We start from the raw sequence: 14,762 nt of genomic DNA on the forward strand, positions 1-14,762 counted from the left end.
TCATGCCCCGGCCGTGGGCCGGCGCGGGGCATGACACATGGGAGCGAGGCTTGCCTCAGTTCAGCTTGCGCTCTTCGGGGATTTCGTAGCCGTTCTCCTCGTACCAGCGCACGGCACCCGGATGGAAGGGCAGCACGGTGTTGTACTGGATGTTCTCCGGAACGCTGGTGGCAGCGCTGCGGTGGATATCACGCATCCGGTCGTTGTTTTCCATGCTCAGCTTGGTGATTTCGTAGACGAAATCTTCCGATACGTCGCAGCCGGCGATGGTGAAGTTCCACATGGAGACGGCGCGAGCATCCTCTTCGAGGGTTTCGTAGGTGCTGGCCGGAATCTGGAAGGGTGAGACGGGGAACGCCTCGAGCACTTGGGCTTGCTCCTCCTCGCTGAACTCGACGATGTTGACGTCGGTCTGCACCTCGAGCTGGCTGACGGCCGGAATCGGGATGCCGGCAGCGAAGGCGATGACATCGATGAGACCGTCCTGCAGCTGGCCGCCCAGGTCCGTCCAGCCGCCGTTGCGGCGCTCGAAGTCGACGCCCAGCTCCTCGAGCATGGCCGGGAAGTAGGTGTCGGAGGTGGAAGCCGCCGGGCCGAAGCCGATGCGCGCGCCATCAGGGATGTCGGAGATCGACTCGATGCCGCTGTCTGCGAGGGTAGTGATCGAGAAGGGCGTTTCGTACATCGGGAACAGCGCGCAGACGTTGTCCATCGGAACGCCGGGAGCCAGCGGGCTCTCGCCGGCCAGTGCCTCGGCGGCCGGGCCCATGGTGGTCAGGCCCAGGGCCAGCTCGCCGGTATGCACCAGCGCGAGGTTCTGGTTGGGACCACCGGTGACCTCGCCGCCGCCGGAAACGTCCAGCTCGTCGGCGATCAGGTTGGCCCAGCCGGAGCCGTAGACGAAGTAGGTGCCGCCCTGGCTGGCGGTGCCCACGGTGAAGTTGTCCGGCCAGTCGGAACGGTCGGCCTGGGCGCTACCTGCGACCAGCAGGGCGCCGGTCAGGGTGCCGGTGAGGACCTGGCTCATTGTGATGCGCATGGCGTCTCTCCTGTTGCGATTGTGGTTGTGCGTCGGCATGTCACGCCCATGGTGAACGTGTCATGCGAACGAGTGACAGGCACTTCGCCAAGCAGTATGGCAAAGACGGGCCATTGCTGCCCTGACCCTGTCAATGGTGAGCAATGTTCATGGGAGAGTAAGCAGGTTACCTGCCAGTTTAATATTTATTTTTTTATATCAAATAGTTGTTGAAGTTGATTGCGACCAAGGTCGAGTATGCTTGGCTTGAATGGGGCTGGATATCCGCACGTCACGCCATTTCTGGTGTGCGGATATCCGCACGGATTGTGGGCAAATTCTGGCGTTCTGGCTTCAACGGCTCCTGGGATCGAGGATCTTCACCGGCTGCAAGTCGTCCTGACGCCGCTCTTCTCGGTGGCGGTTCACGCGGGTCTCGAGTTCCGCAGCGTTGCCGTCTTCGATGGGCAGCTGCTCGAAGAAGTCGCAGTTGATGCAGTCGCGGTAGCGCACGCCGTTCTGCTCCCAGGTGCGGATGCGATCCATTGCGGCGCAGCGGGGGCAGATGGCACCGGCGATGAAGCGTTTCTGAACGGCCATGGGGCCTCCCGGAATGGCCGCCGGGGCGGGATGCGTCCGGCGGCGATGGTCGATGGTCGGTGTCAGGCGGCGCGAATGCCGCTGTGGCGAAGTAGTGGCTCGACGCTCGGTTCGCGGCCGCGGAAGGCGCGAAACAGCTCGGCAGCATCGCGCGAGCCGCCCGGCTCGAGAATCTCACGGCGGAAGCGCCGGCCGGTCTCGGTATCAAAAATACCCGCTTCCTCGAAGGCGCTCCAGGCGTCGGCGGACAACACTTCGGCCCACTTGTAGCTGTAGTAGCCCGCTGCGTAGCCGCCGGCGAAGATATGACCGAAGCCGTTCTGGAAGCGATTGAACGAGGCGCGTGGCACCACCGAGACGGCATTGCGTACCGTGTCGAGCAGAGACTGGACCTCCGCCGCCGAAGGTGCCGTGAGTTCGTGATGCAGACGCAGGTCGAACAGCGAGAATTCGAGTTGGCGTACCATGCCCATGGCCGACTGGAAGTTGCGTGCCGCCTGCAACTTCTCCAGCAGCTCGGCGGGTAGCGGTTCGCCGGTGTCGACATGGCTGGCGATCAGATCGAGTCCTTCGCGTTCCCAGCAGAAATTCTCCATGAACTGGCTGGGCAGCTCCACGGCATCCCAGGCCACGCCGTTGATGCCCGAGATATCGGCGATCGTCTGACGGGTCAGCATATGGTGCAGGCCGTGGCCGAACTCGTGGAATAGGGTGGTGACCTCATCGTGGGTCAGTAGCGCCGGTTTGTCGCCCACCGGGCGGGTGAAGTTGCAGGTCAGATAGGCAACCGGCAATTGTAGGGTGTCGCCCTCCTGGCGGCGTACCCGGCATTCGTCCATCCAGGCGCCGCCCCGCTTGCCTTCGCGGGCATAGAGATCGAGATAGAAGCCGGCAATGGGTTTTGCCCCTTCCAGTATGCGGAAGTAGCGCACGTCCGGATGGTATCGCGGAGCGTTCGCGTCTTCTACGAAGGTGACGCCGTAGAGGCGCTCGACCACCCGGAACAGCCCGTCGACCACTTGAGGAGCAGGAAAGTAAGGGCGTAGCTGCTCCTGGGAGATGGCATGACGCGCTTCCCGCAGCTTCTCGCTGGCATAGCCCACGTCCCAGGGCTCGAGGTCGGCCAGGCCCAGCGTATCGCGGGCGTAGGCGGCGAGTTCGGCAAACTCCTCGCGCGCCTGCGGCACGGCACGCCGGGCCAGGTCGTCGAGGAAATCGAGCACCTGGCAGGGCGACTCGGCCATCTTGGTCTGAAGCGACAGCTCGGCATAGCTGGCAAACCCCAGCAGCCCGGCGAGCTCGTGGCGCAGGCGCAGGGTTTCCTCGATGATCGGGGCGTTGTCGTACTCGCCGGCATTGGGGCCCTGGTCGGAGGCACGGGTGATGAAGGCCGTGTAGATCTCGCGGCGCAGCTCGCGGTCGTCGGCGAAGGTGAGCACCGGATAGAAACTGGGAAAGTCCAGGGTGATACGGTAGCCCTTCACCCCCTTGGCTTCGGCATTGGCGGCGAGCGTTGCTAGGGCGCTTTCCGGTAGGCCGGCGAGCCGGGCGTCGTCGACGATGTCCTTGTGCCATGCCTGGGTGGCATCGAGCAGCTGGTTGGAGAAGGTGTTGGCCAGCTCCGAGAGGCGTGCCTTGATCTCGCCGTAGCGGCGCTTCTGCTCGGCGGGCAGGTCGACGCCGGCCAGACGGAAGTCGCGCAGGGTGTTGTCTACCGTGCGGCGCTGCGCTGCGTCCAGTCCGACCCAGGCGGGCCCCTCCTTCAGGGCCCGCCAGGCGCGGAACAGTCCCTCGTGCTGGCCGAGCCAGGTGCTGTAGTCGGAGAGCTTGGCTAGGCACGCCTGGTAGGCCTCGCGCAGTTCGGGGCTGTTCATGGTGCCGTTGAGGTGCGAAACCGGCGACCAGGCTCGCGACAGGCGGTCGTTGAATGCCTCCAGCGGGGCAGCGAGGCTCTGCCAGGTGGGGGGTTCCCGCTCGGCGCGCGCGACCAGGTCGTCGATGGCGGCGCGGTTCTCGGCCAGCAGGGTGTCGATGGCGGGCACCACGTGTTCCGGCTGGATGGCCTCGAAGGGAGGCAGCTCATGGGACTCGAGCAGGGGGTTGCGGGTCATGCGCACCTCGGCGACGGTGAAGGGGACGAAAAGAACGTGCCTGGCTTAGATGCGGCCGATGAGGCCGGGTTTCAACGCCGACAAAGGGTTTGGTGGCATCGCGCCGGCCTGATAGGCTTTGCGCCTTTCCAACGAGAGGGCACTGGCATGCAGGCAACCCTGGAGCGCTGGAGCTCCCGACGCGCCTTTATCCTGGCGGTGACCGGGGCTGCCGTGGGGCTGGGCAATATCTGGCGCTTTCCCTATATCACCGGCGAGAATGGGGGAGCCGCCTTCCTGGTGCTCTACGTGGCTTTCGTGTTGCTGCTGGGGCTGCCGGTGATGATGGCCGAGATCCTCATTGGCCGGGCCGGCAGGCGCTCGCCGGTGGCCTCGCTCGGCCACCTGGCGGCGCAGGCGGGAGCCAGTCGTCACTGGCGGCTGCTGGGGGTGTTCGGGGCCGTCACGGTGTTCTGCATCCTGTCCTTCTACTCGGTGGTTTCGGGCTGGTCCATCGAATTCCTGGTGACCGCGATCAACGGCGACTTCGTCGGCGCCGGCCCGGCGGAGATCGGCGCCGGCTTCGATGCCTTCCTCGCCGACCCGGCGCGCATGACCTTCAATCACACACTCTTCCTGTTGCTGACCATGACGGTGGTCGCCGCCGGGGTCTCCAAGGGTCTGGAGCGGCTCAACAACCTGCTGATGCCGCTTCTCTACCTGCTGCTGGTACTGCTGGCCGGCTTCGCGGCCACTACCACGGGCTTCGGTCCGGCGCTGGCCTGGTTGTTCCAGCCCGACCCCTCGGCCATCACCCCGCTGGTGGTGCTGCACGCCATGGGACATGCCTTCTTCACTCTGGCGGTGGGTGCCTGCGCGCTGATGGCGTACGGCGCCTACATGCCCGACCGGCAGAGCCTGCCGAGGGCGGCCGGCGCGGTGGCGGCGCTCGACGTCACGGTGGCGCTGCTGGCCGGCATTGCCATCTTCTCGGTGGTGTTCACCCAGGGCATGGATCCCGCCGAAGGTCCGGGGCTGATGTTCGTCACCCTGCCCATCGCCTTCGCCGAACTGCCCTGGGGGGCGCTATGGCTGTCGCTGTTCTTCCTGCTGCTGTTGCTCGCCACCTGGACCTCGTCGATCAACCTGGCCGAGCCGATGGTCGCTACCCTTCAGGGGCTCGGTGTGCGTCGCGGCCGGGCGGCAGCGCTCATCGGCGTGGCGGTGTGGCTGGTGGGATTGCTCTCGGTACTGTCGTTCTCGACGCTGGCCGAGTGGCATCCGGTGGCGGGCAAGACGTTTTTCGATCTGGTGACCAGCGTGCCCACCGAAATCTTCCTGCCGTTGGGCGGACTGGCGATAGCGATATTTGCCGCCTGGGTGATGGCGAACGACACCGCTAACGAAGCGCTGGGCGTGGGCGAGTCGGGTTTCCGGCTGTGGCAGGGCGTGGTGCGCTGGGTGTCGATTCCGCTGACGCTGGTAGTATTGGGTGCCGGCCTGATCTGACCTCTGGAGGAGAGCCATGAACGAACGAGCGACGGCCCGTGCAGGGGCGCTGCGTCCCTGGCGCGGCATCACCCCTCGGCTGGGCAAGCGGGTCTACGTGGATGCGGCCAGCGTGGTGCTGGGCGACGTGGAACTGGGCGACGACTGCTCGGTGTGGCCCATGGCGGTGGTACGTGGAGACATGCACCGCATCCGCATCGGCGCGCGAGTGAGCGTGCAGGATGGCAGCGTACTGCATATCACCCATGCCAGCGACTTCAACCCCGAGGGCTTTCCGCTCACCGTGGGCGACGACGTCACCATCGGTCACAAGGCGATTCTCCATGGGGCTACCCTGGGCAGCCGTATCCTGGTGGGCATGGGGGCCATCGTCATGGATGGCGCCGTCGTCGAGGATGAGGTGATCATTGCGGCCGGCGCCGTGGTGCCGCCCGGCAAGCGTCTGGAAAGCGGCCATGTCTATGCGGGCAATCCGGCCAAGGCGCTGCGGCCACTCAAGGAGAGCGAGCGCGCCTTTTTCCCCTACACCGCGGGCAACTATGTGAAGCTCAAGGATGAGTACCTGGCCGCCCCCTGAGGTGCGTTCCTCAGCTTGCAGTATTGTGACGGTAGTCCTCGGCCTTGAGACCGTATTTCCTGAGCTTGTCGTAGAGTGTCTTGCGCGGCAGGCCCAGGTGCTCGCATACCTCCGAGATGCGTCCGTGGTGACTGGCCAGCGACTGGGCGATCAGGCTCTTTTCGAAGAGTTCCACCTGCTGGGGCAGGGCAACGTCGGTGGTGTCGGTGTCTACACCCTCGAGCAGTGCATCGAGACGGTAGTCGAAGGCCGAGCCGAGCAACACGTAGCGTTCGGCGAGATTGCGCAGCTCGCGCACGTTGCCTGGCCAATCATGAGCCATCAGCGCGGAGGTGCCGCCGGTGTCGAGCGGCGGTGCCTCCAGCCCGCTGCGGTTGGCAGCGACCACGGCGAAGTGCTGGAAGAGCAGCGGGATGTCCTCGAGCCGTTCGCGGAGTGGCGGAATGGGTAGGGTGACGACGTTGAGCCGGTAGTAGAGATCCTCACGAAAGCGGCCCGCTTCGGCGGCGGCCTTGAGGTCGATCTTGGTGGCGGCGATCACCCGAATGTCGAGACCCACCGGCTCGTTGGCGCCCAGGCGCTCCACGCAGCGCTCCTGGAGTACCCGCAGCAGCTTGACCTGCAGCGCCAGCGGCATCGATTCGATCTCGTCGAGGAACACGCTGCCGCCATCGGCGTGTTCGAACTTGCCGATGCGCCGATCGAGGGCGCCGGTGAAGGCTCCCTTCTCGTGGCCGAACAGTTCCGACTCGATGATGCTTTCGGGCACGGCGCCACAGTTGATGGCCACGAAGGGGTGGCCGCCGCGCGGGCTGCGCTCGTGGATGGCTCGTGCCACCAGATCCTTGCCGGTACCGGTCTCGCCGAACAGCAGCACGTCAGTCTCGACCTGGCTGATGCGCTGGACCATGGAGGCGAGACGCTGGATCGCCGCGGTACGGCCGACCAGGCGTGGTCCAGGGGCGGCCTGCTGTGCCTCGAGCTCGGCCTTGAGCTGGCGGTTCTCCAGGCTCAGTCGCCGCTTTTCCACGCCGCGACGCACCATCTCGACCAGGCGTTCTCCAGCGAAAGGCTTCTCCAGGAAGTCCCAGGCTCCCTCGCGCATCGCCTCCACGGCCGTCGAAATGTCACCGTGGCCGGTAATCAGGATGACCGGCAAGTCGGGGTCGCGGTTTCTCACTTCGCGCAGCAGCGCCATGCCATCCATGCCCGGCATGCGGATGTCGCTGACGATCACGCCGGGAAAATCCGTCGGGAGCGCGGCCAGGGCGCGTTCCGCGCGGTCGAAGGGTTCGGGCCGGTAGCCGGCGAGCTCCAGAGTCTGGCCGGCAGTGATGCGTAGGTGGGGTTCGTCGTCGATGACCAGCACCGGCGTGTCGACCGGGTCATGCATGGGTGGACGGCTCCTGAGTGGATGATGGGCTCGTAGGGGTGGTGGCGCGAGGCAAGGTCACGGTGAAGTGGGCGCCGCCGCCAGGCCGGTTGGCGGCAGTGAGGTGGCCGCCCAGGTCGTCGACGATGCGCGACGAGATCGACAGGCCTAGCCCCAGACCGCTGCCCGGCGCCTTGGTGGTGAAGAAGGGTTCGAAGATGCGCCCGAGGTGCTCTTCGGCGATGCCGGGGCCGGTATCGGCCACCCCGATGGCAACCTCGGATTCACCGGGTTCGATGCTCAGTATCAGTCGAGGCTGGAGAGTGTCGCTCATGGCCTGCAGGGCGTTGCCGATCAGGTTGACCAGAACCTGTTCGAGACGCACCAGGTCGGCCACTACCCACGTCGTCTCTACCGGCCACTGGCGCTCGACCTCGACCTGAGCGCTGCGCAGCCGAGCCTGGTAGAGGCGCAGGGCATACTCGAAGCAGGCAGGTACCGAGATGGCCGTTAGGCTGTCGCCGCTCTTGCGCGAGAACTGACGCAACTGGGCACTGATCTCGGCCATGCGTCCGGTGAGCTCGATGACCTGGGCAAGGTTGGCGTCGGCGGCCTCGAGCCGCTGGCGCTCGAGGAAGGCGCGGGCATTCTCGGTGTAAGCACGAATCGCTGCCAGTGGCTGGTTGAGCTCGTGATTGATGCCGGCAGCCAGCTGTCCAAGCACGGCGAGCTTCGCGGCCTGTACCAGTTCGTCCTGGGTGCGCCGTAGATTCTCCTCGGCACGACGGCGCTCCTCGATCTCGCCGGAGAGCCGACGGTTGGTCTCCACCAGGTCGCGGGTGCGCCGTTCGACGTTGCGTTCCAGCTCGTCGCGGGCATGGGCCAGCGTGTCCCGCTCGCGCTCGGCGAACTGCTCGCGCTCACGGCGCAGGCGCAGGCGCTGCCAGCCTACGCCGCCGGCCAGGACCACCACGCTGTAGAGACCGCCAGCCAGCAGGGCGGCCAGCCACTGCGCGCGGTGGACCGGGGCCAGCGGTTTGAGGATGTGCATTTCCCAGTCGAAGGCCGGCATGGCGCGCGACAGGCGAAGGTAGCTGCCTTCCTCGAGTGGGCCGTCGGCGAAACGCACCAGCTCGCTACGATCGCCGCGCGTTTCCAGCACCTCGATACCCGAGGGCGAGAGGGGCTCGTCGGCATAGCGACGGGTGGCCAGCAGGGCCTGGCGTTCGTCTTCAGAGAGTGGATGCAGGGCGGCCAGCCGCAACTCCGGTTGGCTGGCCATGAAGATGATGTCGTCGCGGTCGGTGACCAGCAGTTCGGCATCCTGGTCAGCCCAGCTGGCTTCGACATCGTCGAGCAGTACCTTGATCACCATGACGCCGTCGGGGCGGGCGTTGGGGGCGGTTTCGTCCAGCCATACCGGGGCGGAGAAGTAATAGCCACGCTCCATGGACTGCACGCCCAGGCCGTAGAAACGGCCGCGTTGACCGGCGATGGCATCCTGAAAGTAGCTGCGAAAGGCGTAGTTCTGGCCGATGAAGGTGTTGGGGCGGTGCCAGTTGCTCGCCGCCAGGGTGTCGCCGTTACGGTCGATCAGGTAAACGTCGGAAACGTCCGCGGTGGCGCGGAAACGATCGAGCAGCAGGTTGAGCGGCATGGGGTCCTGACGGCCACGCTTGGCCAGAAAGCGTTGGACCATTTCGCGTGAGGCGAGCAGCTGCGGCAGATAGTCGTGCCGGGTGAGGTGCCCTTCGAGGCCGGTGGCTGAGAGGCGCAGCTCGTTCTCGGCTTCACGGGCCAGGCTCGCCAGAGCCTGCTCGCGGGCGATCTCCGCAGCCTGCCAGACGCTGACTGCCAGTCCCAGTGGCAGCAGTACCAGAAGGGTGCGCCGCAAGGTGCGCGGCATGCGTGACGGGCGGTGTGGAGCGCGGTTCATGGCGCTACCCTAGAGTTCTTGCTCGGGCAGCGCCTGGGCGCGGCGCAGTGCCCGCTGGGCACGGGTCTCGGCGCGTTCCATCTCCAGCAGGCCTTCTTCCACGAACACCAAGTGTTCGTGGGAGCGTGCACGAGCGTCTTCGGCGCGCCCTTCGAGAATGGCGTCGAGCAGTGCCCGGTGCTGTTTCATCAACAGGGGGCGCGACTGGGGTTTCTCGAACAGATGCGCTAGGTTGTCCACGATGCTGCGTTCGAGCAGATGGAAGATGCCGCGAATGGTGTGCAGCAGCAGCACGTTGTGAGCCGCCTCGGCGATGGCCAGGTGAAAGGCGGCGTCGGCGCCGGCTTCGAGTTCGGGGTCGCGGCCGGCAAAGCTGGCTTCGAGTTCCTCGTAGCGCTTGATCAACATCGCTTTGTCGGCAGGGGTGGAGCGCAACGCAGCGTAGTAGGCGGAGAGGCCCTCCATGGCATCGCGGAATTCCAGCAGATCGAGGTGAAACTCCTGGTGCCGCGAGAGCATGTCCAGCAGTGGGTCGCTGTAGCCGCTGTTGAGTTCCTGGGTGACGAAGGTGCCGCCCCCCTGGCGGCTGCTCAGCAGGCCGCGGGCGGCGAGTTTCTGAATCGCTTCGCGAAGCGAAGGGCGCGAGACTCCGAAGCGTTCCGCCAGCTCGCGCTCGGGGGGCAAGCGCTGCCCCGGCTTGAGACTGCCTTCGAGGATCATGGCTTCGAGGCGTTCGGTAATGACATCGGCCAGCCGTGGCTGGCGGAGGGCTTGGTAGGTCATGCGCGATTCCCGAAGTATGCCAAATTGGTCAAACCAATAGTGCCTGTATTGGCGGGGGGCATGCAATCCTGGAAGCGGTGCGGAAAGCCGATGCACGTCAAACGCCTGACGCTTATTGAATCAGGCTTGATACCAAAGTCTAGGGGTTGGAGGTGGCAGTTGGTTTGACAGGGTGAGGGCCGCCCCCTAAGGTTCACTCACTCTTGGAGGTAAATTGGTTTTACCAATTTACCACAATAATGATCGCCTTCGTTCGCCTATCCCGTCAATCCCCTCTGAGCGCTCGACATGATGTCTTCGATGGCCACTCATGCATAGCGCATCATCTGCACAGGGCTCGCCATGATCATTTCAGCATCCACGGACTACCGCCAAGCCGCCAAGCGCCGGATTCCTCCCTTCCTTTTTCACTACGCCGACGGTGGGGCCTACGCCGAGCATACGCTGCGGCGTAATGTCGAGGATCTTGCCGGTATTGCGTTGCGTCAGCGCGTGCTGAAGGACATGTCTACGTTATCGCTGGAGACCGAGCTGTTCGGTGAGTCTCTAGCCATGCCCGTTGCCTTGGCACCCGTGGGGTTGGCAGGTATGTACGCCCGGCGCGGTGAGGTGCAGGCAGCACGAGCAGCTACCAGCAAAGGCATACCGTTCACGTTGTCGACGGTGTCGGTATGCCCCATCGACGAGGTGGCCTCGGCGGTCGACCGTCCCATCTGGTTTCAGCTCTACGTGCTGAAGGATAGGGGCTTCATGAAGCATGTCCTGGAACGCGCCAAGGCCGCCGGCGTCAAGACGCTGGTCTTCACGGTCGACATGCCGGTGCCGGGGGCGCGTTACCGCGATGCGCACTCCGGCATGAGCGGCAAGCATGGCGGGATTCGGCGTATGCTGCAGGCGGCGACGCATCCTTTCTGGGCCTGGGACGTGGGCATTCATGGCCGCCCTCATGACTTGGGCAACGTCTCGGAATATCGCGGTCATCCGACGGAGCTCGAGGACTACATCGCCTGGCTCGGCGACAACTTCGATCCCTCAATTTCCTGGAAGGACCTGGAGTGGATTCGCGAATTCTGGGACGGTCCGATGATCATCAAGGGGATACTCGACCCTGAAGACGCCCGTGATGCAGTCCGCTTCGGTGCGGATGGCATCGTCGTTTCCAACCATGGCGGGCGACAACTCGATGGTGTTCCTTCTACCGCACATGCCTTGCCTGCCATCGCCGATGCGGTCAAGGGCGATCTGGCCATTCTGGCCGATTCCGGCGTGCGCAACGGGCTCGATGTGGTGCGGATGATTGCCATGGGTGCCGATACCGTATTGCTTGGGCGGGCTTTCATCTACGCACTCGCTACTGCCGGGGAGGCGGGCGTTTCCCATTTGCTCGAGCTATTCGAAAAGGAGATGCGGGTGGCGATGACGCTCACCGGGGCGCGCACCATTGCCGACCTCGGCTCGGATTCGCTGGTGTCGGGCGCCAGCCACGGCGTCGACTGAATGCCTGGCCACGCCCGCTCTGATCCTTTCGCTGACCGAGAGCCGTCATGAAAGCTCCTTACAAGGCACTGCTCGAAACGTTGCGCGACACGCTCCCCGCCGAGCGGCTGATCGACGACCCCCTGCGTACCCTGGCTTATGGCACCGATGCCAGCTTCTATCGGCTGATTCCCCAGTTGGTAGTGCGCCCGGCCAATGAGGACGAACTGTCTCGCGTGCTCGCCGAGTGTCGAGATCGCCGCCTCCCGGTTACCTTCCGTGCGGCAGGCACCTCGCTCTCGGGCCAGGCGGTGACCGACTCGGTGTTGATTCAACTGGGGCGCGGCTGGCGCGGTCACGAGATCCTCGACGGCGGCCGGGCCATCCGCCTGCAGCCCGGAGTGATCGGCGCACGCGCCAACCAGCTTCTGGCGCCTCATGGTCGCAAGATCGGTCCCGATCCGGCATCGATCAATAGCTGCATGGTGGGTGGCATCGCCGCCAACAACGCCTCGGGCATGTGCTGCGGCACGGCCCAGAACAGCTATCGCACGGTGCGCGACATGCGCGTGATTCTCGCCGACGGCACACGGCTGGATACCGCCGATCCGTCGAGCCGCGAGGCCTTCCGCCGCAGCCATGTCGACCTCGTCGAAGGGCTCGAGGAGCTCGCCGCCGAGACTCGCGCCAACGCGGCGTTGGCCGACAAGATTCGCCACAAGTACCGGCTCAAGAACACTACTGGCTACGCGCTGAACAGCCTGGTGGACTTCGATGATGGCATCGAGATTCTCAAACACCTGATGATCGGCTCCGAGGGCACGCTGGGCTTCATCAGCACCATCACCTACGAGACCGTGGTCGATGAACCGGAGAAGGCTGCGGCGCTGGCCTTCTTCCCCGACATGGCGGCCACCTGCCGCGCCACTATTGCCCTCAAGCGGGCACCGGTATCGGCAGTGGAGCTGATGGACCGCGCCGCCCTGCGCTCGGTAGCCGGTGAGGCGGGCATGCCCGAGGTGCTTGGCACCCTGCCGGACGGAGCGGCGGCACTGCTCGTCGACGTGCGCGGCAATGACGAAGGCGACCTCGCCGCCCGGCTCGAGGCGGTGCAGACGACGCTGGCCGACATCGAGACCCTCGAGCCCGTCGCCTTCACTCGCGACCCTGCCACCTACGCGCTCTACTGGAAGATCCGCAAGGGGCTGTTCCCCGCCGTGGGTGCGGTGCGCGAGGTCGGTACCACGGTGATCATCGAGGATGTCGCCTTTCCCATTGAGCGACTCGACGAGGGCGTGCTGGCGCTCACCGACATCTTTCACCGTCACGGCTACCACGACGCCATCCTCTTCGGTCACGCCTTGGAGGGCAATCTGCACTTCGTCTTCCCCCAGGGTTTCGAGAAGCCTGGTGAGGTCGAGCGCTACCAGGCATTGATGGATGAGGTGGCCCGGCTGGTGGGCGTGGAGTACGGCGGCTCGCTCAAGGCCGAGCACGGTACCGGACGCAACATGGCTCCCTACGTGGAGCTCGAGTGGGGGCCCGAGGCCTACGCTCTGATGTGGCGGATCAAGACACTCTTCGACCCGGAGAGCCTGCTCAATCCCGAGGTGATCCTGAGCCGCAACCCCACGCTGCATCTGGAGAACCTCAAGCCGCTGCCGTCTGCCGATCCCATCGTCGACAAATGCATCGAGTGCGGTTTCTGCGAACACGTCTGTCCCTCGAAAGACCTGACCCTGACACCGCGCCAGCGCATCGTCATCGCGCGCGAGATGGCTCGACTCGAGGCGCTGGGTGAAAGCCTCGACAGTGAAGAGGCCGAACGTCTCCAGCGGCTGCGTAAGGGTTACCGCTACGCGGGTGACGAGACGTGTGCCGTCGACGGGCTTTGCGCGACCCAATGTCCGGTCGGCATCAATACCGGCGAACTGATCCGCGACATGCGCCATGAACGGCTCGCTCATGCTGCCGGGCTGGCAGCTCGCGTAGGGCGACATTTCTCTGCCGTCACGCGTTCTGCGCGGGGCGTATTGCGCTTGGCCGGCGTCGGTCGTGCCATGTTGGGCGAGCGCGGGCTCGCCGGGGTGAGCCGCACGGCGACGCGCCTCAGTGGGCAACGGGTTCCGCAGTGGGTGCCTAGCGTCCCCAAAGCAGCGCCGGTGCGAGTGCTGCAGCGCCCATTCCCAACCCGAGGTGAGTCGCGGGACAAGGTCGTCTACTTGCCTTCCTGTGCCACGCGCGTATTCGGAGCGAGCCATGGCGACAGCGAGACGCGCTCGATCATGGAGGTCACGCTGACTCTACTGGAGCGGGCCGGCTTCGATGTCATCGTGCCGGCACAAGTCAGCCGCCTGTGCTGCGGCATGGCTTTCCACTCCAAGGGGCAGTTCGATGAGGCGAAGCGCAAGGCTGGCGAACTCAACCATGAGCTGCTGGTGGCCAGCGAGAACGGTCGCTACCCGATCGTGAGCGACACCAGTCCCTGCATGCTGCACCTGCAGTCGCGCCTGGATGAGCGCTTGTCGGTGCAGGAGCCGGTCGGCTTCGCGCATGACCACTTGCTGTCGCGTCTCCGGATCACGCCGCTGGATGAGCGCGTAGCGGTGCACGTCACCTGTTCCAGCACCCACATGGGGCTCGGCGAGCGTATGGTCGCTTTGGCTCGTGCCTGCGCCCGTGACGTGGTGGTGCCGGCGGAAATCTCCTGCTGTGGCTTTGCGGGCGACAAGGGGCTGGTGACGCCGGAACTCAACGCTTCGGCGCTCCATGGTCTGGCCGAGCAGGTGGCGGGTTGTGATGCCGGCTATTCCAATTCGCGAACCTGCGAGATCGGGCTGACCCAGCATGGTGGTATATCCTATCGCTCGATTCTTTCGTTGCTAGAGCGGGCCAGCCAGCCGCTCCAGCACCCATGAGAGCGGCTGGAGTATCCACAGGCGGGAAGCGCGCCTGGCCTGTGGATAGGTGGGTCGAGGCTGAGGCACGCCCTAGCCTGAAAGAATTTTACAAAGGGCCTTGCGTTGCCGTCATCGAGGCCGTAAAGTACGCATCCGCTGCCGGCGACGGGTCACGTTGCCAGCGGTGGAGAGTGACGGAAGCGCTTGATGCGGCGGAGTTTTTTGCCGGCATGGCGCGGCGTTCGTCACTGACGTGGATAGGCCGCTGAGCGAGGCGATCGCTCTTGACAGCCGGCGCCGATCACGTAGAATACGCCTTCCTCGCTAGGCGCTGGCGGCACGGCCGACGGCAGCAGCGGGACGCTCCCCTCTTCACAAGAGCCCGGAGCCGCTCTTTAACAATCGATCAGGTAATTCATGTGGGCGCTTGTCGATGAGGCAGTGAGCAGTCACTGATCATCAAGGCAAGCGACTCGTCAACGAGACGTTTGACCCTTGAGC

At 65.0% G+C, this 14,762-nt stretch carries 10 protein-coding genes; 4 read left to right on the forward strand and 6 right to left on the reverse strand.

The genetic code is table 11. The annotated features are described in order from the left end of the window. Positions 1-55: 55 nt before the first annotated feature. The 3 genes from GFD32_RS19710 to prlC all read right to left on the reverse strand — a co-directional run bounded on the left by GFD32_RS19710 (position 56) and on the right by prlC (position 3,729). Complete coding sequence (locus GFD32_RS19710; protein ID WP_163578280.1) at positions 56-1,039, reverse strand: TAXI family TRAP transporter solute-binding subunit; 984 nt, start codon at positions 1,037-1,039, stop codon at positions 56-58. A 333-nt stretch (positions 1,040-1,372) separates the two neighbouring features. Beyond that, the gene (locus tag GFD32_RS19715; protein ID WP_163578281.1) at positions 1,373-1,618 is read right to left on the reverse strand and encodes a YheV family putative zinc ribbon protein; all 246 of its coding nucleotides are present in this window, start codon (positions 1,616-1,618) and stop codon (positions 1,373-1,375) included. A gap of 62 nt (positions 1,619-1,680) precedes the next feature. Next, positions 1,681-3,729 carry an oligopeptidase A gene (gene prlC, locus GFD32_RS19720; protein WP_163578282.1) on the reverse strand — a complete coding sequence of 683 codons (2,049 nt, stop codon included), beginning with the start codon at positions 3,727-3,729 and terminating at the stop codon, positions 1,681-1,683. Between the two features lie 147 nt (positions 3,730-3,876). Between prlC and GFD32_RS19725 the strand changes: the two genes are divergently transcribed. Both GFD32_RS19725 and GFD32_RS19730 read left to right on the forward strand, forming a co-directional pair. Continuing rightward, on the forward strand, positions 3,877-5,217 hold the full coding sequence (locus GFD32_RS19725) for a sodium-dependent transporter (protein WP_163578283.1): 1,341 nt from the start codon (positions 3,877-3,879) through the stop codon (positions 5,215-5,217). A gap of 16 nt (positions 5,218-5,233) precedes the next feature. Beyond that, positions 5,234-5,794: a gamma carbonic anhydrase family protein gene (locus GFD32_RS19730; protein WP_163578284.1), complete on the forward strand. Its 561-nt coding sequence runs from the start codon at positions 5,234-5,236 to the stop codon at positions 5,792-5,794. A 10-nt stretch (positions 5,795-5,804) separates the two neighbouring features. Here the strand turns inward: GFD32_RS19730 and GFD32_RS19735 are convergent, their stop codons facing one another. Genes GFD32_RS19735 through GFD32_RS19745 form a run of 3 tightly spaced genes read right to left on the reverse strand, consistent with a single transcriptional unit; the run spans position 5,805 to position 9,885 of the window. Next, positions 5,805-7,187, reverse strand: coding sequence for a sigma-54-dependent transcriptional regulator (locus GFD32_RS19735; protein WP_163578285.1), 1,383 nt, complete (start codon positions 7,185-7,187; stop codon positions 5,805-5,807). Further along, entirely contained in the window at positions 7,180-9,102 is a 1,923-nt protein-coding gene (locus GFD32_RS19740) for a sensor histidine kinase (RefSeq protein WP_163578286.1), read from the reverse strand. The genes GFD32_RS19735 and GFD32_RS19740 overlap by 8 nt, the downstream gene beginning before the upstream one ends. Positions 9,103-9,111: 9 nt before the next feature. Then, the gene (locus GFD32_RS19745; protein WP_163578287.1) at positions 9,112-9,885 is read right to left on the reverse strand and encodes a GntR family transcriptional regulator; all 774 of its coding nucleotides are present in this window, start codon (positions 9,883-9,885) and stop codon (positions 9,112-9,114) included. 342 nt (positions 9,886-10,227) lie between these two features. Between GFD32_RS19745 and lldD the strand changes: the two genes are divergently transcribed. Continuing rightward, complete coding sequence (gene lldD / locus GFD32_RS19750; protein ID WP_163578288.1) at positions 10,228-11,382, forward strand: FMN-dependent L-lactate dehydrogenase LldD; 1,155 nt, start codon at positions 10,228-10,230, stop codon at positions 11,380-11,382. 47 nt (positions 11,383-11,429) lie between these two features. Then, positions 11,430-14,279, forward strand: coding sequence for an FAD-binding and (Fe-S)-binding domain-containing protein (locus GFD32_RS19755; RefSeq protein WP_163578289.1), 2,850 nt, complete (start codon positions 11,430-11,432; stop codon positions 14,277-14,279). Positions 14,280-14,762: the final 483 nt, after the last annotated feature.

The sequence above is a fragment of the Halomonas faecis genome (assembly GCF_010993975.1).
Lineage (GTDB): Bacteria > Pseudomonadota > Gammaproteobacteria > Pseudomonadales > Halomonadaceae > Halomonas > Halomonas faecis.

Coding starts and splice junctions, on each gene's coding strand:
- GFD32_RS19710 (WP_163578280.1), bottom strand. CDS start 1,039: ATGCGCATCACAATGAGCCAGGTCCTCACCGGCACCCTGACCGGCGCC.
- GFD32_RS19715 (WP_163578281.1), bottom strand. CDS start 1,618: ATGGCCGTTCAGAAACGCTTCATCGCCGGTGCCATCTGCCCCCGCTGC.
- prlC (WP_163578282.1), bottom strand. CDS start 3,729: ATGACCCGCAACCCCCTGCTCGAGTCCCATGAGCTGCCTCCCTTCGAG.
- GFD32_RS19725 (WP_163578283.1), top strand. CDS start 3,877: ATGCAGGCAACCCTGGAGCGCTGGAGCTCCCGACGCGCCTTTATCCTG.
- GFD32_RS19730 (WP_163578284.1), top strand. CDS start 5,234: ATGAACGAACGAGCGACGGCCCGTGCAGGGGCGCTGCGTCCCTGGCGC.
- GFD32_RS19735 (WP_163578285.1), bottom strand. CDS start 7,187: ATGCATGACCCGGTCGACACGCCGGTGCTGGTCATCGACGACGAACCC.
- GFD32_RS19740 (WP_163578286.1), bottom strand. CDS start 9,102: ATGAACCGCGCTCCACACCGCCCGTCACGCATGCCGCGCACCTTGCGG.
- GFD32_RS19745 (WP_163578287.1), bottom strand. CDS start 9,885: ATGACCTACCAAGCCCTCCGCCAGCCACGGCTGGCCGATGTCATTACC.
- lldD (WP_163578288.1), top strand. CDS start 10,228: ATGATCATTTCAGCATCCACGGACTACCGCCAAGCCGCCAAGCGCCGG.
- GFD32_RS19755 (WP_163578289.1), top strand. CDS start 11,430: ATGAAAGCTCCTTACAAGGCACTGCTCGAAACGTTGCGCGACACGCTC.